This is a genomic window from Pseudomonas sp. TWI929 (genome assembly GCF_039673335.1).
GTDB lineage: Bacteria > Pseudomonadota > Gammaproteobacteria > Pseudomonadales > Pseudomonadaceae > Aquipseudomonas.
Genome location: NZ_JBDJLK010000086.1, coordinates 1 through 22,393 on the forward strand (window position 1 = coordinate 1; position 22,393 = coordinate 22,393).

19 protein-coding genes are annotated in these 22,393 nt (G+C 63.9%); 9 read left to right on the top strand and 10 right to left on the bottom strand.

Annotated elements, in window-relative coordinates; genetic code table 11:
• The first annotated feature begins 97 nt into the window (after window positions 1-97).
• The 4 genes from mdtD (at window position 98) to yccS (ending at window position 6,560) form a co-directional block, all read left to right on the top strand.
• Entirely contained in the window at window positions 98-1,525 is a 1,428-nt protein-coding gene (mdtD, locus tag ABE456_RS23920) for a multidrug transporter subunit MdtD (protein WP_346646136.1), read from the top strand.
• A 112-nt stretch (window positions 1,526-1,637) separates the two neighbouring features.
• Window positions 1,638-2,975: an ATP-dependent RNA helicase DbpA gene (dbpA, locus tag ABE456_RS23925; RefSeq protein ID WP_346646151.1), complete on the top strand. Its 1,338-nt coding sequence runs from the start codon at window positions 1,638-1,640 to the stop codon at window positions 2,973-2,975.
• Window positions 2,976-3,111: 136 nt separating this feature from the next.
• Window positions 3,112-4,293 carry an NAD(P)/FAD-dependent oxidoreductase gene (locus tag ABE456_RS23930; RefSeq protein ID WP_346646137.1) on the top strand — a complete coding sequence of 394 codons (1,182 nt, stop codon included), beginning with the start codon at window positions 3,112-3,114 and terminating at the stop codon, window positions 4,291-4,293.
• Window positions 4,294-4,376: 83 nt separating this feature from the next.
• Window positions 4,377-6,560: a YccS family putative transporter gene (gene yccS / locus ABE456_RS23935; protein ID WP_346646138.1), complete on the top strand. Its 2,184-nt coding sequence runs from the start codon at window positions 4,377-4,379 to the stop codon at window positions 6,558-6,560.
• A 48-nt stretch (window positions 6,561-6,608) separates the two neighbouring features.
• On the opposite strand, the gene ABE456_RS23940 is transcribed toward yccS, so the two are convergent.
• A complete protein-coding gene (locus ABE456_RS23940) occupies window positions 6,609-7,346 on the bottom strand; it encodes a transporter substrate-binding domain-containing protein (protein WP_346646139.1) in 738 nt (245 codons plus the stop codon).
• Window positions 7,347-7,525: 179 nt separating this feature from the next.
• On the opposite strand from ABE456_RS23940, the gene ABE456_RS23945 reads away from it, so the two are divergent.
• A complete protein-coding gene (locus ABE456_RS23945) occupies window positions 7,526-7,978 on the top strand; it encodes a GNAT family N-acetyltransferase (protein WP_346646140.1) in 453 nt (150 codons plus the stop codon).
• 122 nt (window positions 7,979-8,100) lie between these two features.
• Here ABE456_RS23945 and ABE456_RS23950 read toward each other — a convergent pair whose 3' ends face one another.
• The 9 genes from ABE456_RS23950 to tkt all read right to left on the bottom strand — a co-directional run bounded on the left by ABE456_RS23950 (window position 8,101) and on the right by tkt (window position 17,516).
• Complete coding sequence (locus ABE456_RS23950) at window positions 8,101-8,397, bottom strand: winged helix-turn-helix domain-containing protein (protein ID WP_016395304.1); 297 nt, start codon at window positions 8,395-8,397, stop codon at window positions 8,101-8,103.
• A 12-nt stretch (window positions 8,398-8,409) separates the two neighbouring features.
• A complete protein-coding gene (locus ABE456_RS23955; RefSeq protein WP_346646141.1) occupies window positions 8,410-8,910 on the bottom strand; it encodes a M48 family metallopeptidase in 501 nt (166 codons plus the stop codon).
• Window positions 8,911-8,949: 39 nt separating this feature from the next.
• The gene (locus ABE456_RS23960; protein WP_346646142.1) at window positions 8,950-11,076 is read right to left on the bottom strand and encodes an EAL domain-containing protein; all 2,127 of its coding nucleotides are present in this window, start codon (window positions 11,074-11,076) and stop codon (window positions 8,950-8,952) included.
• A gap of 233 nt (window positions 11,077-11,309) precedes the next feature.
• A complete protein-coding gene (gene fba, locus ABE456_RS23965) occupies window positions 11,310-12,374 on the bottom strand; it encodes a class II fructose-bisphosphate aldolase (protein WP_008093958.1) in 1,065 nt (354 codons plus the stop codon).
• A 100-nt stretch (window positions 12,375-12,474) separates the two neighbouring features.
• Complete coding sequence (locus tag ABE456_RS23970) at window positions 12,475-12,804, bottom strand: MliC family protein (protein ID WP_004576614.1); 330 nt, start codon at window positions 12,802-12,804, stop codon at window positions 12,475-12,477.
• A 63-nt stretch (window positions 12,805-12,867) separates the two neighbouring features.
• Window positions 12,868-13,116: a hypothetical protein gene (locus ABE456_RS23975; RefSeq protein WP_346646143.1), complete on the bottom strand. Its 249-nt coding sequence runs from the start codon at window positions 13,114-13,116 to the stop codon at window positions 12,868-12,870.
• Entirely contained in the window at window positions 13,116-14,279 is a 1,164-nt protein-coding gene (locus ABE456_RS23980; RefSeq protein WP_346646144.1) for a phosphoglycerate kinase, read from the bottom strand. The genes ABE456_RS23975 and ABE456_RS23980 overlap by 1 nt, the downstream gene beginning before the upstream one ends.
• A 12-nt stretch (window positions 14,280-14,291) precedes the next feature.
• Window positions 14,292-15,353 (bottom strand): erythrose-4-phosphate dehydrogenase, encoded by a 1,062-nt coding sequence (epd, locus tag ABE456_RS23985; protein ID WP_346646145.1) that lies wholly within the window; start codon window positions 15,351-15,353, stop codon window positions 14,292-14,294.
• Between the two features lie 165 nt (window positions 15,354-15,518).
• Window positions 15,519-17,516, bottom strand: a complete 1,998-nt coding sequence (gene tkt, locus ABE456_RS23990; protein ID WP_346646146.1) for a transketolase — start codon at window positions 17,514-17,516, stop codon at window positions 15,519-15,521.
• A gap of 229 nt (window positions 17,517-17,745) precedes the next feature.
• On the opposite strand from tkt, the gene ABE456_RS23995 reads away from it, so the two are divergent.
• From ABE456_RS23995 to ABE456_RS24010, 4 genes are all read left to right on the top strand, one after another.
• The gene (locus tag ABE456_RS23995) at window positions 17,746-18,738 is read left to right on the top strand and encodes a metalloregulator ArsR/SmtB family transcription factor (protein WP_346646147.1); all 993 of its coding nucleotides are present in this window, start codon (window positions 17,746-17,748) and stop codon (window positions 18,736-18,738) included.
• A gap of 18 nt (window positions 18,739-18,756) precedes the next feature.
• Complete coding sequence (metK, locus tag ABE456_RS24000) at window positions 18,757-19,947, top strand: methionine adenosyltransferase (protein ID WP_346646148.1); 1,191 nt, start codon at window positions 18,757-18,759, stop codon at window positions 19,945-19,947.
• Between the two features lie 144 nt (window positions 19,948-20,091).
• Window positions 20,092-21,780, top strand: coding sequence for an NAD-dependent DNA ligase LigB (ligB, locus tag ABE456_RS24005; protein ID WP_346646149.1), 1,689 nt, complete (start codon window positions 20,092-20,094; stop codon window positions 21,778-21,780).
• Window positions 21,781-21,915: 135 nt separating this feature from the next.
• On the top strand, window positions 21,916-22,308 hold the full coding sequence (locus tag ABE456_RS24010; RefSeq protein ID WP_346646150.1) for a DUF1090 domain-containing protein: 393 nt from the start codon (window positions 21,916-21,918) through the stop codon (window positions 22,306-22,308).
• Window positions 22,309-22,393: the final 85 nt, after the last annotated feature.

The following is a 22,393-nucleotide window of genomic DNA, read 5'->3' on the forward strand; positions in this document are numbered from 1 at the left end:
CCTTTTTCTTTCTAATCCCCCCCCCCAGTGGGTTTTTTCTACCTTGGTGGTTGCTTTTTACGCCGCGAAAGGGCCGGCCCAGGCAGAAGAGGAAGTCATGCCCGAACGCACCCCGCTGGACCCCGTCACCGCCCGCTGGATCCCCTGGGTGGTGGCCATCGCTTTCTTCATGCAGTCCCTGGACGGCACCATCCTCAACACCGCGCTGCCGGCCATGGCCCGTTCGCTGGCCGAAGACCCGCTGCGCATGCAGGGCGTGATCATCGCCTACATGCTCACCGTGGCCCTGCTGATCCCCGCTTCAGGCTGGATCGCCGACCGCTTCGGCACCAAGCGCATCTTCTTCAGCGCCATCCTGCTGTTCAGCTTTGGCTCGTTGCTGTGCGCTGCCGCCAACAGCCTCGGCTTTTTGATCTTCGCCCGCGTCGTGCAGGGCCTGGGCGGGGCGCTGATGCTGCCGGTCGGGCGGCTGGTGGTGTTGCGCGCCTACCCGCGCAGCGAACTGGTGCGGATCATGAGCTTCATCACTATCCCCGGCCTGCTCGGCCCACTGCTGGGCCCGACGGTGGGTGGCTGGCTGGTGGAAATCCTCAGCTGGCACTGGATCTTCCTGCTCAACCTGCCGGTCGGCCTGGTCGGCTGCTATGCGGTGTGGAAGTTCATCCCCGACCTGCGCGGTGCCGAGCGCACCAAGTTTGACGGCCCCGGCTTCCTGTTGTTTGGCGCAGCGATGGTACTGATCACCATCGCCATGGAGGGCCTGGGCGAGCTGCACCTGCCGCACCTGCGGGTGATGTTGCTGCTGTTCGCCGGCATGGCCTGCCTGGCCGCCTACTGGCTGCGTGCCGGGCGCGACCCGGAGCCACTGTTCTCACCCAGCCTGTTCCGTGTGCGTACCTTCGCCATCGGCATCCTCGGCAACCTGTTCGCTCGCCTGGGCAGTGGCGCCCTGCCGTTCCTGGTGCCGCTGCTGCTGCAGGTGGCGCTGGGTTACTCGCCTGCCCAGGCCGGCATGAGCATGATCCCGCTGGCGGCGGCAGCCATGCTGGCCAAGTCCGTCGCCAGGCCGCTGATCGAACGGTTCGGCTACCGCATCATCCTCACCGGCAATACCTTGTTGCTGGGCCTGATGCTGGCCAGCCTCGGCCTGGTCGATGAGCAGACGCCCTACGCCGTGCTGCTGATTCAACTGGGCCTGCTCGGCGCGATCAACTCCATGCAGTTCACGGCGATGAATACGGTGACGTTGATCGACCTTGACGACGCCAGCGCCAGCAGCGGCAACAGCCTGCTGTCGGTGGTGGCGCAACTGGCGCTGAGCCTGGGCGTGGCCTGTGCCGGCGCGCTGCTCGGCGGCTTTACCGCCGCAGGCAGCGCCGAGGGCGTGGAAACTACCCTGGGTGCATTCCAGCTGACCTTCGTCACCATCGGCGTGATGGCCATGCTGGCGGCAGCTATCTTCCTGCAGCTGTCGCCGACGGACGGAAGGCGTGCCCGTCGTCCGGAAGAGCATGTGGAGTCTTAGGGCGAATGGCCATGAGGCTGGTAGACTATGCGGCATTTTTAGCTTCGCACCGTAGGCCCGCCTCGTGACCACCGAATCCACCGCCTTTGCCACCTTGCCGCTGTCCACCGCCATGCTGGCCAACCTGGACGCCCTCGGCTATGCCTCGATGACGCCGATCCAGGCCCAGAGCCTGCCGGTCATCCTCAAGGGCCAGGACCTGATCGCCCAGGCCAAGACCGGCAGCGGCAAGACCGCCGCCTTCGGCATCGGCCTGCTCAACCCGATCAACCCGCGCTACTTCGGCTGCCAGGCGCTGGTGCTGTGCCCTACCCGCGAGCTCGCCGACCAGGTCGCCAAGGAGCTGCGCCGCCTGGCCCGCGCCGAGGACAACATCAAGATCCTGACCCTGTGCGGCGGCGTTTCGCTGGGCCCGCAGATCGCTTCGCTGGAGCACGGTGCGCACATCATCGTCGGCACCCCGGGGCGCATCCAGCAGCATCTGGACAAAGGCACCCTGGTGCTCGATGGCCTGAACACCCTGGTGCTTGACGAAGCCGACCGCATGCTCGACATGGGCTTCTTCGATGCCATTGCCAGCATCATCGGCAAGACCCCGTCGCGCCGCCAGACCCTGCTGTTCTCGGCCACCTACCCGGCCGGCATCAAGCAACTGGCCGCCGACTTCATGCGCAACCCGCAGCAGGTCAAGGTCGAGAGCCTGCACACCGACAACCAGATCGAGCAGCGCTTCATCGAAATCGACCCGCAGCAGCGCCTGGAAGCCGTCACCCGCGTACTCGGCCACTACCGCCCACAGTCGTGCGTGGCGTTCTGCTTCACCAAGCAGCAGTGCGAGGACGTGGTCGCCCACCTGACCGCCAAGGGCATCGTCGCCCAGGCCCTGCATGGCGACCTGGAGCAACGCGACCGCGACCAGGTACTGACCATGTTCGCCAACCGCAGCAGTTCGGTGCTGGTAGCTACCGACGTGGCCGCGCGTGGCCTGGATATCGATGGCCTGGACATGGTCATCAACGTCGAGCTGGCGCGTGATGCGGAAATCCACGTGCACCGTGTGGGCCGTACTGGCCGTGCTGGCGAGAAAGGTGTTGCAGTCAGCCTGGTGGCCCCGGCCGAAGGCCACCGCGCCCAGGCCATCGAAGAACTGCAGAAGAGCCCGCTGCGCTGGGACCAGCTGGACAGCCTGAAGAACAAGGGCGGCGAGCCGCTGCTGCCAGTGATGAGCACCCTGTGCATCGCCGCCGGGCGCAAGGACAAGCTGCGCCCGGGCGATATCCTTGGCGCACTGACCGGTGATGCCGGTATCCCGGGCAAACAGGTGGGCAAGATTGCCATCTTCGACTTCCAGGCGTTTGTGGCCGTGGAGCGGGCGCTGGCCAAGCAGGCCATGCAGCGGCTGAACAGCGGCAAGATCAAGGGCAGGTCCCTGAAAGTCCGCATCGTCTGACCTAATTTGGGGCCGCTTTGCGGCCCATCGCGACACAAGGCCGCTCCTACAGGGGATCGCTTATCTCTTGTTGGAGCGGCCTTGTGTCGCGATAGGGCTGCGCAGCAGCCCCCTGCAATCTTGAAGAGGTAACACCGTGCACTCCACCGACGTGATCATCCTCGGCGCCGGCGCCGCCGGCCTGATGTGCGCCCAGCTCAGCGCCCGCCGTGGCCGCCGGGTGCTGCTGCTCGACCACGCCAACAAGCCAGGCAAGAAGATCCTCATGTCTGGCGGCGGGCGCTGCAACTTCACCAACATGTACACCGAGCCGTCCAACTTCCTTTCGCACAACGCGCACTTCTGCAAGTCGGCGCTGGCCCGCTACACCCAGTGGGACTTCATCGAGCTGGTGTGCAAGCACCGCGTGGCGTACCACGAGAAAAAGCTCGGCCAACTGTTTTGCGACAACAAGGCCAGCGACATCCTCGACATGCTGCTGGCCGAATGCGACGAGGCCGGCGCCGAAATCCGCATGCACACCAGCATCGAACAGATCGAGAAGACCGAAAGCGGCTACCTGCTGCAAACCAGTGGCGGCCAGTTCGCCTGCCAGTCGCTGGTGATCGCAACCGGCGGCCTGTCGATCCCGACCCTGGGTGCCACCGGCTTCGGCTACCAGGTAGCGCGCCAGTTTGGCCACACCCTGCTGCCGACCCGCGCCGGGCTGGTGCCGTTCACCATCACCGAGCCCCAACTCAAGGCACTGTGCACCGAGTTGTCCGGCACTTCGCTGGACTGCACCGCCAGCTGCAACGGCACCAGCTTCCGCGAAAACCTGCTGTTTACCCACCGTGGCCTGAGCGGCCCGGCGATCCTGCAGATCTCGTCGTTCTGGGAAGCCGGCGACACGGTCGAGATCAACCTGCTACCAGACCGTGACGCATTGACCTGGCTGCAACAGATGCAGGCCGAGCGCGCCAATGCCGAACTGAAGACCGTGCTGGGCGAAGTGTTCACCCGCAAGCTGGCCAACCTGCTGGCCGAGCAGTGGTTCGAGTCCAGGCCGATGAAGCAGTACACCCCGGCGGAACTGGCACAGATCGCCGAGAAACTGGCGAACTGGCAAGTGGTGCCGGCCGGCACCGAAGGCTACCGCACCGCCGAAGTTACCCTGGGTGGCGTGGACACCCGCGAAGTGTCGTCCAAGACCATGGAATCGCTGAAGAGCCCCGGGCTGTACTTCATCGGTGAAGTGCTGGATGTCACCGGTCATCTGGGCGGTTTCAACTTCCAGTGGGCTTGGGCGTCGGCCAACGCCGCAGCGCAGTTCGTGTAGAGTAGAATCCATTCAGCAGCACGGAACGCTTCTTGCTGGCCCGTGCTGCAATGCATTCTTCGCTCACTGCCTAGCAGGCCATCATGTCATCGAGCTCGTTCCGTCAGTCACTGCGTCGCCTGTGGGGCCAAGACAAGTTCAGCTACAGCATCCGGGTCACCATCGCCCTCACCGGCAGCCTGGCCCTGTGCTGGTACCAGAACGAGATGGCCCTGCTGATTCCGCTGTTCCTCGGCATCATCGCCAGCGCCCTGGCCGAAACCGACGACAGCTGGCAGGGCCGCCTCAGCGCCCTGGCCGTTACCCTGGTGTGTTTTGCCATCGCCGCGCTGGCGGTCGAGTTGCTGTTCCCCTACCCCTGGATCTTCGTCATTGCCCTGGCCCTGGCCGCTTTCGGCCTGACCATGCTCGGCGCCTTGGGCGAGCGCTATGGTGCGATTGCCTCGGCAACACTGATCACCGCGGTTTACACCATGATCGGCGTGGACCAGCGCGGTGGCCAGGTCACCGACTTCTGGCACGAACCACTGCTGCTGGTGGCAGGCGCGGCCTGGTACGGGCTGCTGTCGGTGCTGTGGCAGGCATTGTTTTCCAACCAGCCAGTGCAACAGAGCCTGGCCAAGCTGTTCTTCGAACTGGGCAGCTACCTCAAGCTCAAGGCCAGCCTGTTCGAACCTATCCGCACCCTCGACGTCGAGGCCCGGCGCCTGGAGCTGGCCCAGCAGAACGGCAAGGTGGTGGCGGCACTCAACGCAGCCAAGGAAATCATTCTGCACCGGGTGGGCAACAGCCAGCCGAACTCCAAGGTCAGCCGCTACCTCAAGCTGTACTTCCTGGCCCAGGACATCCATGAGCGGGTCAGCGCCTCGCACTACCCCTACAACGCCCTGACCGAGGCGTTTTTCCACAGTGACGTGATGTTCCGCTGCCAGCGCCTGCTGCGTAAGCAGGGCTCGTCCTGCCAGGAGCTGGCCCGCTCGATCCGCCTGCGCCAGCCGTTCGTGCTGGCCAGCGGTTATCCCGAGGCCCTCGAAGACCTTAACGCTTCGCTGGAACACCTGCGCATCCAGAGCAACCCGGCCTGGCGCGGCCTGCTGCGCTCGCTGCGGGCACTGGCCGCCAACCTGGCGACGCTGGACCGCCTGCTTAGCGCCGCCAGCAACCCGGACAGCCTGGCCGACGCCAGCGACAGCAGCCTGCTCGACCGCTCGCCACGCTCGCTGAAGGACGTGTGGACACGCCTGCGCACCCAGCTCACACCGACCTCGCTACTGTTCCGCCATGCCTTGCGCCTGCCGCTGGCGTTGTCGATTGGCTATGGCATGGTGCACCTGATCCACCCTACCCAGGGCTACTGGATCATCCTCACCACGCTGTTCGTGTGCCAGCCCAACTACGGGGCGACCCGGCGCAAGCTGGTGCAACGGGTGTTCGGCACTGCCGTCGGCCTGACCGTGGGCTGGGCCTTGTTCGACCTGTTCCCCAACCCGGTGATCCAATCGCTGTTCGCCGTGGTCGCCGGGGTGGTGTTCTTCGTCAACCGCACTACCCGCTACGCCCTGGCCACGGCCGCAATCACCCTGATGGTACTGTTCTGCTTCAACCAGATCGGCGATGGCTATGGTCTGTTCCTGCCGCGCCTGTTCGATACTTTGGTGGGCAGCCTGATCGCCATCCTTGCGGTATTCCTGTTCCTGCCTGACTGGCAGGGGCGGCGGTTGAACAAGGCGCTGGCCAACACCCTGGCCTGTGCCAGCGTGTACCTGCGGCAGATCATGCAGCAGTACGCCCACGGCAAGCGCGACGACCTGGCCTACCGCCTGGCCCGGCGTAACGCCCACAACGCCGACGCGGCGCTGTCCACCACCCTGGCCAACATGCTGATGGAGCCGGGGCATTTCCGTAAGGAGGCCGATGTCGGCTTCCGCTTCCTGGTGCTGTCGCACACCTTGCTCAGCTACCTCTCGGGGCTCGGTGCGCACCGCGATACCGCGTTGCCGGCGGAGGTTCAGGAGCAGTTGATCGAAGGTGCCGGACAAAGCCTGGCCAGCAGCCTGGACGAAATTGCCAATGGCCTGGCAGCGCGGCTGCCAGTGGCGATTCACAGTGATGCCGAGGAGGCGCTGGCCAATGCCCTGGAGCAGATGCCCGAAGAGCTGGATGAGCACCAGCGGCTGGTGCAGACCCAGTTGGCGTTGATCTGCCGACAGTTGGCGCCGTTGCGCACCTTGGCGGCGCACCTGATCAAGGAAGGTACCCCGGCCTGATTATGCTGCTGCCTGTGTTGGCCCTATCGCCGGCACAGGCGGTAGAGATCAAAAGCCATGCTGATGCAGCAGCCGCGCATAACTGCCATCGGCCTTCATCGCCGCAATCGCCCGCTCGAAGCTTTCGACAATCCGCTTATGTTCCGGGTGCTTCAGGCTGACCAGGATATGCAGGGTATTCTCCCCCAGTGGCGGCTCGACCAGCATCACCCCATCACGCACCGCCTGCGGCTCGCGCTGCAGGTTGTAACGGGCCACGTACTCGTCTTCCACCGCCAGGTTCACCCGCCCTGCCGCCAGCATGCGCACCGCAGAGGAAAAGTTGCTAACCGCCACCTTGTGCAGGCGGGCGTCGCCGTCGAACTCGGGTGAATAGGCGTAATCACGCACCACGGCAATGCTGTACGGGTACAAGTCCGACTGGCGCTTGTAGCGGAACACCTCGCCCTTGCGCTGCAGCAGGCGCACACGGTTACTCAGGTAGGCTGTGGAAAAGTGCCCGATGCGGGCGCGCGAGTCGTTGTACCAGGCATTGATCAGCACGTCGTAGCGCCCTTCACTTACCCCCAATAGCGCCCGCGCCCACGGCGCCTCCTCAAAGGCGCTGGCGTAGCCGGCCCGGCTCAGCGCCATGGTGACAATGCTGGTCGCCAGGCCGCCGCCCGGCAAGCTGGCATCGGTGAACGGCGGCCAGTTGTCTGCCACCAGGCGCAGCTTGTCGTGACCCGGCGCGGGTGTTGCCAGCATCACTGCCAGCAATCCCAGAACACAAAGCAGTGGCCGCATGCTCAAGTCCTTTTGCAATGGGGGGCGCACACTGTGTAGGCGGTCTTCTTTGCAACTGCCGATGAGATTACACAAAGCCGGTGCATAGGGCAGCGGCCAATAATGTCATTTAGCCTCTATTTTGGCCGAAGCACACGTGGCATGCGATGATCGGCGATCACTTCAAGGAGTTCGCGCCAATGTCCATCGACTGGCTCTGCAAGCACCACACCGACCTCAGCAAGGACCAGCTCTACGCCATTCTGCAATTACGCACGGAAGTGTTCGTGGTCGAGCAGCGCTGTGCCTATCAGGAAGTCGATGGCCAGGACCTTGGCGGCGACACCCTGCACCTTATGGCCTGGCAGGACGACAAGCTGGTGGCCTACCTGCGCTTGCTCGACCCGCAGTCCCAGGGCGGAGATGTGGTGATCGGGCGGGTGGTGACGTCGGCCGAGGCGCGTGGGCTGAAGCTGGGGCACACGTTGCTGCTCAAGGGGCTGGAGGCGGCGGAGCATTGCTGGCCGGGGGTACCGGTGTACCTGTCGGCGCAGGCGCACTTGCAGGCGTTCTATGCCGGGCATGGGTTTGTCATGGTGGGTGAGGAATACCTGGAAGATGACATTCCGCATATCGGGATGCGCAAGGGCTGAGATTGCCGCGATCCCTGTGGGAGCGGGCTTGCCCGCGAAGCAGGCACCGCGGTGGATGGCACGGGCTTCGCCCGTGTTCGCGGGCACGCCCGCTCCCACAGGGACCGCGCCAGCGTTTCGACTCAGGGGTAACCCAGCACTTCACGAATCTGCCGCAGGTGCTGGATGATCCACTGCTTGTCGATCGCCCCCCAGTCATGAATGCGGTAATGCCCGGCATGGTTGCGCGCGCCCTCTTGTTGCTCGAACTCGCAGACGATATCCAGGTCGGCCAGGGCGGCGATGGTGTCCTGGGCGGTGCGCCGCGGCATGCCGGTGGCCTCCATCAGGGCGGGCACGCTGGTCGCGGTCTGGCTGTCGATCAGCCAGGCCACGTACAGGCGGCGGTAGAAGCTGCTCTTGGTCTTGCTCACTTCCATGCTGCATGTTCCTTAGAGGTTACCCGGCAGCTCCCGATAGGTCAGGTAGACGCGCAGGTCGAATTCCAGTTGGTGGTAGTCCGGCTCCATGTGCTGGCAGAGCTGGTAGAACGCTTTGTTGTGATCGCGCTCGCGCAGGTGCGCCAGTTCGTGCACCACGATCATGCGCAAGAACTGCGGCGCGGCCTCCTTGAACAGCGAGGCGATGCGGATTTCCTTCTTCGCCTTGAGCTTGCCACCCTGTACCCGCGACACCGCCGTGTTCAGGCCCAGGGCCCGATGGGTCAGGTCAAGGCGGTTGTCGAACAGTACTTTGTCCAGGTTTGGCGCGCTGCGCAGGTATTGCTGGCGCAAATCCTGGGCATAGCCGTACAACGCCTTGTCGCTTTGCACGTCATGGCGGTCAGGGTAGCGGCGCTGCAGGTACTCGCCCAGGCGGTCGCTGTCGATCATTTGCCGCACCTGCTCCTGCAGGTGCGGGGGGTAAGCTTGCAAGTAACGTAATACGGTCATGGCGCTGCATTCGGCGTAACGAATGCCGATTCTAGCCAATCATGGCCCTGGCCAGGGGAAAATCGCCGGGAAGCCACTGGCATCCGCCGCGGTCATCGGGTGGGCCACCAGGAAGCCCTGCACGTATTCGCAACCGTTGGCCTTGAGCCAAGCCGCCTGGGCTGGGGTTTCCACGCCTTCGGCGATAATTGTGATGCGATAGTCGGCGCACAGGCCGATGACACTACGCACCAGCGCGGCATCCACCGCCGAGTCGGGCAGACGCGCCACCAGGTGGCGGTCGAGCTTGAGGGTATCGATCGGCAGGTCGCGCAGCATGCGCAACGAACAGTCGCCCGCGCCAAAGTCATCCAATGCCACCCGCACACCCAGCTCGCGCAGGCGGTGTATCTGTTTCACGGCCGCATCGATGTTGTACATCAGTGAGGTTTCCGCCACTTCCACTTCCAGCTGCGCCGGGTCCAGCTGGTAAAGCTGGATAACCCGTTGCAGTTCGTCTACCAGGCTGGGCATGGCGAACTGCGCCCGGCTCAGGCTGATACCCAGCACCAGGTCCGCCGGGAAGCGCTGGTACCAGGCCTGGCGCTGGGCCGCGCCCTGGCGGTAGATCCAGCTGGCCAGGCGGTTGATCAACCTGGCCTCTTCGAGCAGCGGAATGAACAGCCCCGGCGGCACATCGCCAACGCTGGGGTGCTGCCAGCGCAACAGGGCCTCGAAACCACGCAGGCGGCCATCGTTGAAGCCGACCTGCGGTTGGTACACCAGGGTGAAGTCTTGCTGTTCGATGGCCGTGCGCACGCTGTCTTCAAGCATCAACCGCGAACGCGCCCGGCCGTTAAGTTCCTGATCGTAGAAGCGGTACTGCTGGCGACCAGCCTGCTTGGCCGCGTACATTGCCGCATCGGCCGCACGTAGCAAGCCTTCGACATTAGCGCCGCAGTCCGGGTAGGTGGCGATGCCGATGCTGACTCCAAGGCAGACATCGAATCCGTCAACCTCGTGGCTGATGGAAACACGCTCCAGCAGCCGTTCGGCATAACGCCCGGCCTGCTCCGGGTAGGGCAAGCTGTCGAACAGTGCAGTGAATTCGTCCCCGCCCATGCGCGCCAGCAAGGCCTCGCTGCCCAAGCAGTCCTTGAGCTGCTCGGCCACCCAGCGCAATACCCGGTCGCCCGCGTCATGGCCAAGCGAATCGTTGATGCGCTTGAAGCCATCCAGGTCCATGTACATCAGTGCCTGCGCCTTGTCCGAGCGCTCGTTGCGCAACAGTGCACCTTCGGCGGCCTGGTAGAAACCGCGGCGGTTGAGCAGGCCGGTGAGCGGGTCGGTGACAGCCTGGTACTCCAGCTGCTGGTGCAAGTTACGCACCGCGGACATGTCCAGCACGGTCACCACCATGGCCTGCTGGTCGGCCGGCAAGGGCGCGCAAGACAACGCGACCGGCACCAGTTCACCACCCAGGGTGCGCAGCTGGGCATCGTGCACGCGGTAAATCTGCCGCCCCAGATAAGCCTGGTAGAAGTCTGACTCGAGCCACAGGCTGGCACTGGCCTGCTGCACCAGGTCGAGCAGGTGGGCGCCTTGCAACTGCTGCACCGGCGCCGCCAGCAAACGGGAAATGGCCGGGTTGGCAAAGCTGATGATGCCCTGAGCATCAACCACCAGAATACCTTCGGCGGCGTTTTCCAGGATCGACGCATTGAACGCCCTGGCCGCTTCCAGCTCACGGGTCAGGCGCTGCAGCATGCGCCGGTTGCGCTGCTGGTCGAGCAGGGCCTGGACCTTGGGCTTGAGGATTTGCGGGTCGAACGGCTTGAACATGTAGTCCACGGCGCCGCTGGCGTAGCCTTTGAGCACGGCCGCTTCGGACTGTTCGTTGGCGGTGAGGAAGATGATCGGCGTAAGCCGGGTACGCTGGCTGCCGCGCATCAGCCGGGCGACTTCAAAGCCGTCCATTTCCGGCATTTGTACATCCAGCAAGACCAGGTCGACATCGTGTTCAAGCAACGCGCTCAAGGCTTCCATCCCCGAGCTTGCCGTCAACACTTGCCAATCCTGGCGGGCCAGCAACGCCCGCATGCTGATAAGGTTTTCGGGGTAATCGTCTACCACCAGAAGAACCGAGTTGCCATCCAGTGGCTGTGGTTGAAGGTGAGCGCCATCCATGCTGCTTCTCTGTTATGTGACCGACTTCAAGATACGCTTGGATCCATTAGTACTCTAGACCTGAGCGGGTAACACGCAATGCAATCAGAACGCTATCAGTGACTCAGCTGTACGTTAGCCGACTAACGGTCAGTTTGCCGGGAAAATATGTGCCGCCAGCTTCGCGGGTAAAGGAGTAACACCCAGAAATGAAAAAACCCGCATTTCTGCGGGTTTTTCGTGAAGCCAGTCGATCAGTTGACCTTGGCGGCCAGCTCACCTTTCAGGTAACGCTGGAACATGCCTTCCAGGGAGATCGGCTTGATCTTCGAGGCATTGCCGGCGGTGCCGAAGGCTTCGTAACGGGCGATGCACACGTCGCGCATGGCCTTGACGGTTTCACCGAAGAACTTGCGCGGGTCGAACTCGCTTGGGTTCTGCGCCATCAGGCGGCGCATGGCACCGGTGGAAGCCAGACGCAGGTCGGTATCGATGTTGACCTTGCGCACGCCGTGCTTGATACCTTCTACGATCTCTTCGACCGGTACACCGTAGGTCTCCTTGATGTCGCCGCCGTACTGGTTGATGATCGCCAGCCACTCTTGCGGTACCGAGGAAGAACCGTGCATCACCAGGTGGGTGTTAGGGATGCGCTTGTGGATTTCCTTGATGCGGTCGATGGCCAGCACGTCACCGGTTGGTGGCTTGGTGAACTTGTAGGCACCGTGGCTGGTACCGATGGCGATCGCCAGGGCGTCGACCTGGGTCTTCTTGACGAAGTCGGCGGCTTCTTCCGGGTCGGTCAGCATCTGGCTGTGGTCCAGCACGCCTTCGGCGCCGATGCCGTCTTCTTCGCCGGCCATGCCGGTTTCCAGCGAGCCCAGGCAGCCCAGTTCACCCTCTACCGAAACGCCGCAGGCGTGCGCCATGGCAACGGTCTGCTGGGTAACGCGGACGTTGTACTCGTAGTCGGTCGGGGTCTTGCCGTCTTCACCCAGCGAGCCGTCCATCATTACCGAGCTGAAGCCCAGCTGGATCGAGCGCTGGCAGACGTCAGGGCTGGTGCCGTGGTCCTGGTGCATGCACACCGGGATGTGCGGGAATTCTTCGATGGCCGCCAGGATCAGGTGGCGCAGGAATGGTGCGCCTGCATATTTGCGGGCACCGGCCGAAGCCTGGACGATCACCGGGGAGTCGGTCTTGTCGGCCGCTTCCATGATGGCGCGCATCTGCTCGAGGTTGTTGACGTTGAAAGCTGGTACGCCGTAACCGAACTCGGCGGCGTGGTCCAGCATCTGGCGCATGCTAATGAGTGCCATTGTGTATCTCTCTCCCGACAAGCGTCGTTTGTTTCGTGCAAGCCTGCCGCAGGGGCGGTTGCTGTTCAAGTAGTGTGGGCCACCGTTGCGGCCCGGCCAGTCACGGTGCCTTGCAGCCCCGCCCAATCAGATCGTTGGTTGCCACCCAGTACACCAGGCCTTCTTCGCCCTTGGTGTGGAAGGCCAGCATGCCATCGCTGTACAGCGCACCCGAGGCACCCGGCTCGGCCTTGAGCCGGTAGACCTGGTCGCCGCCGCCAAGGCGCACGTCAACCTGGTCGCGTTGCGCATCAGCGAAGCGCCACAGCACTTCGGCCTGGGTGTCGCAGACCCAGCGGGTCCAGTTGTCTGCCGGGGCGGGTTGCGCCGGCTGCAGCAGTGAGCATCCTGCCAGTGTCGCCAGGGCCGTCACGGCCAAAAGCGCTTTCATTACATATCCTCTAGATGACCACACAGCGGTCACTTGGTTGCCTGGCCCGACGAAACGCCGGGCTCAGGGGCAACCCGGCGCCTTGCGCTGGTGGTCTTCGTCGTACTTCTCCAGGCCTTCCGGGCCTACGCGCTTGCTGATCACCGGCACCGTCTCGGCCTGCCACTCGGACTGGTAGCAACCGCCTTTGGGCTGAACCGGGTCGGCATCCGAGGCCGGGCTGCCAGAGCAGGCGCTCAGCAGGCCGGCCAGCATCATCACAGGCAATTGCTTGACCATCAGGCCACTCCCTTTGCCAAACGCCGACGTCATCAGGCCTTGGCCCGCTCTTCCAGGATTGCCACGGCTGGCAGGACCTTGCCCTCGACGAACTCGAGGAAGGCACCACCACCGGTAGAAATGTAGGAGATTTCCTTGCTGACGCCATATTTGTCGATGGCCGCCAGGGTGTCACCGCCACCGGCGATGGAGAACGCGGCGCTGTCGGCGATGGCCTTGGCCAGCACCTTGGTGCCGTTGCCGAACTGGTCGAACTCGAACACGCCGACCGGGCCGTTCCACAGGATGGTCTTCGACGACTTCAGCAGCTCGGCGAAGTTGGCAGCGGTTTGCGGGCCGATGTCCAGTATCATGTCGTCAGCGGCAACGTCGGCAATGGCCTTGACGGTGGCTTCGGCGGTTTCGGCGAACTCCTTGGCAACCACCACGTCGACTGGCAGTGGCACGCTGACCTTGGCGGCGATGGCCTTGGCGGTGTCGACCAGGTCAGGCTCGTACAGCGACTTGCCTACCGGGTGGCCAGCAGCGGCCAGGAAGGTGTTGGCAATGCCGCCGCCAACGATCAGCTGGTCGCAAACGCTGCTCAGGCTGTTCAGCACGTCCAGCTTGGTGGAAACCTTGGAACCGGCAACGATGGCCGCCATCGGCTTGGCCGGGGCCTTCAGGGCCTTGCCCAGGGCATCCAGCTCGGCAGCCAGCAGCGGGCCGGCAGCAGCAACCTTGGCGAACTTGGCCACACCATGGGTCGAGCCTTCGGCGCGGTGAGCGGTACCGAAAGCGTCCATGACGAACACGTCGCACAGGGCCGCGTATTTCTGCGCCAGCTCGTCGGCGTTCTTCTTCTCGCCCTTGTTGAAGCGCACGTTCTCGAACAGCACCAGCTCACCGACCTGTACCGCGACTCCGTCCAGGTAGTCGGCAACCAGCGGTACTTCACGGCCCAGGGCCTTGCTCAGGTAGTCGGCAACCGGCTTCAGGCTGTTCTCGGCAGAGAACTCGCCTTCGGTCGGGCGGCCCAGGTGCGAGCAGACCATTACCGCCGCGCCCTTCTCCAGGGCCAGCTTGATGGTCGGCAGCGCTGCCAGGATACGCGCGTCGCTGGCTACCACACCGTCCTTCACAGGCACGTTGAGGTCTTCGCGGATCAGTACGCGCTTACCTTGCAGGTCGAGGTCGGTCATCTTCAACACGGTCATGAATGCAGTCCTTCAGGGCTGTTTGTTGCGGGTTGGGTGAACGACGTGCAGATAATGTTCGGCAACGTCGAGCATACGGTTGGCGAACCCCCATTCGTTGTCGAACCAAGCCAGCAGGTTCACCAGGCGGGGGCCGGAAACACGGGTCTGGCTGGCATCGACGATTGCCGAATGCGGGTCATGGTTGAAATCACAGCTGGCGTGAGGCAGCTCGGTGTAGGCCAGCAAGCCTTTCAGCGGGCCTTCCAGCGCCGCCTCGCGCAGTACCTGGTTGACCTCGGCCGCGCTGGTGTCGCGAGCGGTCTGCAGGGTGATGTCCAGGCACGAGACGTTGACGGTTGGTACGCGTACCGCTTTGGCCTGGATTCGCCCGGCAAGTTCCGGGAGCAGGCGCTCGATGCCACGCGCCAGACCAGTGGACACCGGGATCACCGACTGGAAGGCCGAACGCGTACGGCGCAGGTCTTCGTGGTGGTAGGCGTCGATCACCGGCTGGTCGTTCATCGCCGAGTGGATGGTGGTGATCTGCACGTATTCGATGCCGAACGCCTGGTCCAGCACGCGCAGCAGCGGCACGCCGCAGTTGGTGGTACACGAGGCGTTGGACACCAGGCGCTCGCTGCCGGTCAGGCAGGCCTGGTTGACGCCGTAGACCACCGTGGCATCGACATCGGCTTCGCTGGCCATCGGCTGCGAGAACAGTACCCGTGGCGCGCCGGCGTCGAGGAAGCGCTGGCCATCGGCACGGGTGTGGTAGGCGCCGGAGCACTCCAGCACCAGGTCGATGTCCAGGGCCGCCCAGTCGATGCCTTCGGGGGTGGCACTGCGCATTACCTTCACGCAGTCGCCATTAATGTGCAGACAGTCGCCGTCGACTTTCACCTCACCGGGGAAACGCCCGTGGGTGGAGTCGAAGCGTGTCAGGTATTCCAGGCTGGCCTGGTCGGCCAGGTCGTTCAATGCGACGATCTCGAAACCGGCCCTTGCCCCCCGCTCGAACAGCGCGCGCAGGACACAGCGGCCGATACGGCCATAACCGTTGAGTGCAACTTTGTAGGGACGCAGGTGGGGCATTCGTTGGCTCGCTAACGCATGATGGCTGTTGGGGCCGCGTTGCGGCCCATCGCGACGCAAGGCCGCTCCCACAGGGGCTGCGTATGCAGAATTTTGTGGGAGCGGCCTTGCCGAGGCGTCGGACCGGTCGCGAAACGAGGGCAAAGCCCTCGCCTTACGCCTGTATCAGTCTTCCAGCAGCTCTTCGGCGGTACCGAGGATGTTCTCCAGGGTGAAACCGAATTCTTCGAACAGTGCCGAAGCCGGCGCCGACTCACCGTAGGTGGTCATGCCGATGATACGACCTTCCAGGCCAACGTACTTGTACCAGAAGTCGGCGTGGGCGGCTTCGATGGCGATGCGCGCACCCACTTCCAGCGGCAGTACGGACTGCTTGTAGGCAGCGTCCTGGGCATCGAACACGCTGGTGCACGGCATGGATACCACACGCACCTTGCGGCCTTGCTCGGTCAGTTTGGCATGCGCCTGAACGGCCAGGCCTACTTCCGAACCGGTGGAAATCAGGATCAGCTCAGGCTCGCCAGCGCAGTCCTTGAGCACGTAGCCGCCGCGGCTGATGTCGGCGATCTGCTGGGCGTCGCGGTCCTGGTGCTGCAGGTTCTGGCGCGAGAAGATCAGCGCCGAAGGGCCGTCCTTGCGCTCCAGGGCGTTTTTCCAGGACACGGCGGATTCCACCGCGTCGGCCGGGCGCCAGGTGTCCAGGTTCGGCGTGCTGCGCAGGCTAGTCAGCTGCTCGATCGGCTGGTGAGTCGGGCCGTCTTCGCCCAGGCCGATGGAGTCGTGGGTGTACACGTGGATCACGCGCTGCTTCATCAGTGCCGACATGCGCACGGCGTTGCGGGCGTATTCCATGAACATCAGGAAGGTAGCGCCGTAAGGCACCAGGCCACCGTGCAGGGCAACGCCGTTCATGATGGCGGTCATGCCGAACTCGCGTACGCCGTAGAACACGTAGTTGCCGCTGGCGTCATTGGCTTCGACGCCCTTGCAGCCTTTCCACAGGGTCAGGTTGGAGCCGGCCAGGTCAGCCGAACCGCCGAGGAACTCAGGCAGCAGCGGGCCGAAGGCGTTCAGGGCGTTCTGGCTGGCTTTGCGGCTGGCGATGGTTTCGCCCTTGGCAGCCACTTCGTTGATGTAGGCCTGGGACTTGGCGCTGAAGTCGGCCGGCAGTTCGCCGCTGTCACGGCGCTTGAATTCGGCAGCCAGCTCCGGGTAGGCCTTGGCGTAGGCATCGAAACGCTGGTTCCAGTCGGCTTCGGCCTTGGCACCGGCGGCCTTGGCATCCCACTCGGCATAGATGTCGGCCGGGATTTCGAACGGGCCGTGGTTCCAGTTCAGTTCCTTGCGGGCCAGGGCGATTTCGTCGTTGCCCAGCGGTGCGCCGTGGCAGTCTTCCTTGCCCTGCTTGTTCGGCGAACCGAAACCGATGATGGTCTTGCAGCAGATCAGGGTCGGCCGGTCGCTCTTGCGTGCCGTCTCGATGGCCATCTTGATTTCTTCGGCATCGTGGCCGTCGACGTTACGGATCACCTGCCAGTTGTAGGCTTCGAAGCGCGCCGGGGTGTTGTCGGTGAACCAGCCGTGCACTTCGCCGTCGATGGAGATGCCGTTGTCGTCGTAGAAGGCGATCAGCTTGTTCAGGCCCAGAGTGCCGGCCAGCGAGGCGACTTCGTGGGAGATGCCTTCCATCATGCAGCCGTCGCCGAGGAACACGTAGGTGTTGTGGTCGACGATGTTGTGGCCGTCACGGTTGAACTGGGCAGCCAGCACTTTTTCTGCCAGGGCGAAGCCCACGGCGTTGGCGATACCCTGGCCGAGCGGGCCGGTGGTGGTCTCGACGCCTGCGGTGTAGCCGTATTCCGGGTGGCCCGGGGTGCGGCTGTGCAGCTGGCGGAAGGCCTTGAGGTCGTCGATCGACAGGTCGTAGCCGGTCAGGTGCAGCAGCGAGTAGATCAGCATCGAACCGTGGCCGTTGGACAGCACGAAGCGGTCACGGTCGGCGAAGTCCGGGTTGCTCGGGTTGTGCTTCAGGTAGTCGCGCCAAAGCACTTCGGCGATATCCGCCATGCCCATGGGGGCACCTGGGTGGCCGCTATTAGCCTTTTGCACGGCATCCATGCTGAGGGCACGAATGGCGTTGGCACGTTCACGACGGCTGGGCATCGCTAATCTCCTGGGGGGCTTGAATAGGTGGTGTTACGAAAAAAGGCGGCCATTTTCGCCCACTGGAGGGGCTTGGGGCAATGACGTATGGTCGCAGTCGGGGGATTTTCCTGTGATTGGCATTCAATTCGGGGCAAAACCGGGAGAATGGCCCCGCTCATCACTCAATATCAAAACTTTTTGATATTGCCCTTGCTAGGGCACCGATGCCTGTCTAGACTGCCGCCCCATGAACCTCCGTGCGCAATCGATTCCCGAGCAACGCGAAGCATTGGCTGCCCTGTGCAAAGCCAGTGGCGACGAATTGCGCCTGAACGTCTTGCGCGCCTTGGCCAACGACTCGTTCGGTGTGCTGGAACTGGCACAGATCTTCGACGTCGGCCAGTCGGGCATGAGCCACCACCTGAAGGTGTTGGCCCAGGCCGAACTGGTGGCGACTCGCCGCGAAGGCAACGCCATTTTCTACCGCCGCGCCCTGCCCGACAGCCTGCGCCTGGGCGGCCGGCTGCACGCGGCACTGCTTGAAGAGGTCGATAACCTGCCCCTGCCGCCAGAAGTGCAGGCACGGATCGCCCAAGTGCAGCAGCGCCGCGCAGCCACCAGCCAGGATTTCTTCCAGCGTGTGGAAGAGAAGTTTCGCGCCCAGCAAGACCTGATCGCCGGTTTGCCGCAGTACCGCGAAAGCCTGCTGGCGCTGCTCGACAAGCTGCATTTCGACCCGGCCGCCAGCGCCCTGGAGGTCGGCCCCGGCGACGGTGGCTTCCTGCCCGACCTGGCCCGGCGCTTCGCCCAGGTCACCGCCCTGGACAACAGCCCGACCATGCTCGAACTGGCGCGCCAGGTGTGCCAGCGCGAAGGGCTCGACAACGTCAACCTGCAGTTGGCCGATGCACTGGGTGCAACGGATGTGGCCGCCGACTGCGTTGTGCTGAACATGGTGCTGCACCATTTCAGCGACCCGGCCCTGGCCTTGCGCCAGCTGGCCAAGCGGGTGAAGGCAGGCGGCAGCCTGCTGGTCACCGAACTGTGCAGCCATGACCAGGGGTGGGCGCGCGAAGCCTGCGGCGACCTCTGGCTGGGCTTCGAACAGGACGACCTGGCCCGCTGGGCCAACGCTGCCGGGCTGGCCCATGGGGACAGCCTGTACGTGGGCTTGCGTAACGGTTTCCAGATCCAGGTCCGCCATTTCCAGCGGACGGCTGGCGACATACACCATCGGTAATTTTCAGGAACCTTCGAGATGAGCGAATACTCCCTTTTCACCTCCGAGTCCGTGTCCGAAGGGCATCCGGACAAGATCGCCGACCAGATTTCGGACGCCGTCCTTGATGCCATCATCGCCCAGGACAAATACGCCCGCGTAGCCTGCGAAACCCTGGTCAAGACTGGCGTCGCCATCATCGCTGGCGAAGTCACCACCTCGGCCTGGGTCGACCTGGAAGAGCTGGTACGCAAGGTCATCATCGACATCGGCTACAACAGCTCCGACGTCGGCTTCGACGGCGCCACCTGCGCCGTGATGAACATCATCGGCAAGCAGTCGGTGGACATCGCCCAGGGCGTGGACCGCTCCAAGCCGGAAGACCAGGGTGCCGGTGACCAGGGCCTGATGTTCGGCTATGCCAGCAACGAAACCGACGTGCTGATGCCAGCGCCAATCTGCTTCTCGCACCGTCTGGTCGAGCGCCAGGCCGAAGCACGCAAGTCCGGCCTGCTGCCGTGGCTGCGTCCGGATGCCAAGTCGCAGGTCACCTGCCGTTACGAAAACGGCAAGGTAGTCGGCATCGACGCCGTGGTGCTGTCGACCCAGCACAACCCTGAGGTTTCGCAGAAAGACCTGCAAGAAGCCGTGATGGAACTGATCGTCAAGCACACCCTGCCTGCCGAACTGCTGCACAAGGGCACCCAGTACCACATCAACCCGACCGGCAACTTCATCATCGGTGGCCCGGTGGGTGACTGTGGCCTGACCGGCCGCAAGATCATCGTCGACTCCTACGGCGGCATGGCCCGTCACGGTGGTGGCGCGTTCTCCGGCAAGGACCCGTCCAAGGTCGACCGCTCCGCCGCCTACGCTGGCCGCTACGTAGCCAAGAACATCGTCGCCGCCGGCCTGGCCGAGCGTTGCGAGATCCAGGTTTCCTACGCCATCGGCGTGGCCCAGCCTACCTCCATCTCGATCAACACCTTTGGTACCGGCAAGGTCTCCGACGACAAGATCGTCCAGATCGTGCGTGAGTGCTTCGACCTGCGTCCGTACGCCATCACCACCATGCTCGACCTGCTGCACCCGATGTACCAGGAAACCGCTGCCTACGGTCACTTCGGCCGTACCCCACAGCAGAAGACTGTCGGCGACGACACCTTCACCACCTTCACCTGGGAGCGCACCGACCGCGCCCAGGCGCTGCGTGACGCTGCCGGCCTGTAATTTTCCTGCTGCGCTGGACGAAAGCCCCTGCCGAGTGATCGGCGGGGGCTTTTTTATGACATATCGGCTGACAACTCTACACGGCAACTGACGCGGCGCCTGCCTAGGCTGAGGGCTCCCTCCCGCCATGCAAGGATGCTGGCCATGCCGCTCATGCTTTTGTTTGCCCTGCTGTTATTGCTTCAGGCCCCACTGACCCGGGCCGAACCATGCCCCGACTGGGCACCCCCACAAGTCGACGCCGAAGTAGCTCAACTGCGTGCCACCCTTGCCCGTTGGGACGACCACTACCATCGTCAGGGCATTGCCCTGGTAGCCGATGAACTGTACGACCAGAGCCGCCAACGCCTGGCGCACCTGCAGCAGTGCTTTGGCCTCGCGCCTGGCACCACACCCCTGGCCAGCGCTCGCGGCCCAATCCCCCACCCGGTGCCGCATACTGGCATCGACAAGCTGGCAGACCGCCAGGCCGTGCAACGCTGGCTGGCCGGCAAGCGCGACGTGTGGGTACAGCCCAAGGTGGATGGCGTTGCGGTCTCCCTTGTTTATCAACAAGGCCGGCTGGTGCAACTGATCAGCCGCGGTGACGGCGTGCAGGGGCACGACTGGAGCCGACACATTCCGCAACTCGGCGCCATCGCCGGGCAGCTGCCTCAGGCAATCGACTTGCAGTTGCAGGGTGAACTCTACTTGCGCCTGGATGCGCATGTGCAAGCCCTGGCAGGCAGCGCCAATGCCCGTGGCACGGTGGCTGGGCTGCTTGCGCGCAAGCAACTGAGCCGCGAGCAAGGCGACCGGATTGGCTTGTTCGTCTGGGACTGGCCGCTGGGCCCCGGCCAACAGGGCGAACGCCTCGCGCAGCTGGCACAACTGGGCTTTGCCGACAGCCAGCACTACAGCGTCGCTATCGACACGCTGGAGGATGCAACCCTATGGCGCGCACACTGGTACCACTCCGCCCTGCCCTTTGCCAGCGATGGTGTGGTTTTGCGCCAGGACAACCGTCCACCCGCCGAGCGCTGGCAGGCCAAGGCGCCTTACTGGATTGCGGCGTGGAAGTACCCATACGCACAGGCCTTGGCTGAAGTGCGCGAAGTGCGCTTTCGGGTCGGGCGCACCGGCAGGGTGACACCAGTGCTGCAGTTGCAGCCAGTTACCCTCGATGACCGGCGAATCACCCAGGTGAGCCTGGGCTCGCTGGCGCGCTGGCACAGCCTCGACATCCGCCCGGGTGACCAAGTGGCCGTCAGCCTTGCCGGGCTGACCATCCCACGCCTGGAGCAGGTGGTGCACCGCGCCGCCGAGCGCCAGGCGGTGGCCGCACCTGAACCCGGCCAGCATCATGCCCACAGTTGCTGGCAGGCCAGCGACGGTTGCGAGGAGCAGTTCATTGCCCGCCTCACCTGGCTTAGCGGCAAACAGGGGCTGGCACTGCCGCGCACCGGGCCTGGCACATGGCGCCGGCTGGTCGCAGCCGGCCTGGTGACCTCCATGACCGACTGGCTGCACCTGGATGGCGAGCGCCTGGGTCAGGTAGCAGGCATTGGCGAGGCGACAGCCATGCAGTTGCTGGGCAGCTTCGACGACGCTCGCACGCGACCTTTCGCGCAGTGGATACGGGGGCTTGGCGCCCCCGCGCCTACCGGCATGCAGCTGGCCGGCGACTGGCAAGGCCTGGCAGCACGCGCACCAGGCGATTGGCAAGCACTGCCCGGCATCGGCGAAAAGCGCGCGCAGCAACTGGCCGGCTTTTTTGCCGCCCACGAGGTACAAGCCATTGCCACGCAGTTGGCCAACGCCGGTATCGATGGTTTTGAAAGTACCAAGCAATGATTATTTACCAATTTGCCTGTAGGAAAACCCCGAGTTTCAAACGGAAAACCCCGACAAGGGTTTCTAAATGGACAAAACCAAGGCAGGATTTCCCCCTACTTTTTTTGCTGCCCCGCCCCGTCCAGGAGGCTTTTCATGAAACGTATTTCGACCCTTTTCCTGCTTGCGACCCTTGGTTTTGCTGCGAGCGCCGTACAGGCCGCCGAGCCGGATGCCGGCCTGACCGGCTGCGCCGCCAAGCGCAGCGCCATCGAGAACCAGTTGAAGATTGCCCGTGACCACGGCAACAACGACCAGGTTGCCGGGCTGGAAGAAGCACTGCGCGGGGTCGACAACTGCACCGATGCCAGCCTGCGCAAGGAACGTGAGCAGAAAGTGCTCGAAGCCCGTCACGAAGTGGCGCAGCGGGAAAAGGACCTGAAGAAGGCCGAGAAGAAGGGCGATGCCGAGAAGATCAACAAGCGCAAGGACAAGCTGGCCGAGTCGCGCAAGGAACTGCAGGAAGCAGTTGACGACCTCGACCGCTGAAGCCTGCGGCAAACGCGGCCCATGTAGGAGCGGCCTTGTGTCGCGATGGGCCGCACAGCGGCCCCGGCGATTTATGCATCAAGGC

What these genes read in the sequence shown, in the direction of transcription:
- ABE456_RS23960 (WP_346646142.1), bottom strand. Translation starts at nt 11,076, where the DNA reads ATGGATGGCGCTCACCTTCAACCACAGCCACTGGATGGCAACTCGGTT.
- metK (WP_346646148.1), top strand. Translation starts at nt 18,757, where the DNA reads ATGAGCGAATACTCCCTTTTCACCTCCGAGTCCGTGTCCGAAGGGCAT.
- ABE456_RS23970 (WP_004576614.1), bottom strand. Translation starts at nt 12,804, where the DNA reads ATGAAAGCGCTTTTGGCCGTGACGGCCCTGGCGACACTGGCAGGATGC.
- epd (WP_346646145.1), bottom strand. Translation starts at nt 15,353, where the DNA reads ATGCCCCACCTGCGTCCCTACAAAGTTGCACTCAACGGTTATGGCCGT.
- dbpA (WP_346646151.1), top strand. Translation starts at nt 1,638, where the DNA reads ATGCTGGCCAACCTGGACGCCCTCGGCTATGCCTCGATGACGCCGATC.
- ABE456_RS23940 (WP_346646139.1), bottom strand. Translation starts at nt 7,346, where the DNA reads ATGCGGCCACTGCTTTGTGTTCTGGGATTGCTGGCAGTGATGCTGGCA.
- ABE456_RS23995 (WP_346646147.1), top strand. Translation starts at nt 17,746, where the DNA reads ATGAACCTCCGTGCGCAATCGATTCCCGAGCAACGCGAAGCATTGGCT.
- ABE456_RS24010 (WP_346646150.1), top strand. Translation starts at nt 21,916, where the DNA reads ATGAAACGTATTTCGACCCTTTTCCTGCTTGCGACCCTTGGTTTTGCT.
- yccS (WP_346646138.1), top strand. Translation starts at nt 4,377, where the DNA reads ATGTCATCGAGCTCGTTCCGTCAGTCACTGCGTCGCCTGTGGGGCCAA.
- ABE456_RS23980 (WP_346646144.1), bottom strand. Translation starts at nt 14,279, where the DNA reads ATGACCGTGTTGAAGATGACCGACCTCGACCTGCAAGGTAAGCGCGTA.
- fba (WP_008093958.1), bottom strand. Translation starts at nt 12,374, where the DNA reads ATGGCACTCATTAGCATGCGCCAGATGCTGGACCACGCCGCCGAGTTC.
- mdtD (WP_346646136.1), top strand. Translation starts at nt 98, where the DNA reads ATGCCCGAACGCACCCCGCTGGACCCCGTCACCGCCCGCTGGATCCCC.
- ABE456_RS23950 (WP_016395304.1), bottom strand. Translation starts at nt 8,397, where the DNA reads ATGGAAGTGAGCAAGACCAAGAGCAGCTTCTACCGCCGCCTGTACGTG.
- ABE456_RS23975 (WP_346646143.1), bottom strand. Translation starts at nt 13,116, where the DNA reads ATGACGTCGGCGTTTGGCAAAGGGAGTGGCCTGATGGTCAAGCAATTG.
- ABE456_RS23955 (WP_346646141.1), bottom strand. Translation starts at nt 8,910, where the DNA reads ATGACCGTATTACGTTACTTGCAAGCTTACCCCCCGCACCTGCAGGAG.
- ABE456_RS23945 (WP_346646140.1), top strand. Translation starts at nt 7,526, where the DNA reads ATGTCCATCGACTGGCTCTGCAAGCACCACACCGACCTCAGCAAGGAC.
- ligB (WP_346646149.1), top strand. Translation starts at nt 20,092, where the DNA reads ATGCCGCTCATGCTTTTGTTTGCCCTGCTGTTATTGCTTCAGGCCCCA.
- tkt (WP_346646146.1), bottom strand. Translation starts at nt 17,516, where the DNA reads ATGCCCAGCCGTCGTGAACGTGCCAACGCCATTCGTGCCCTCAGCATG.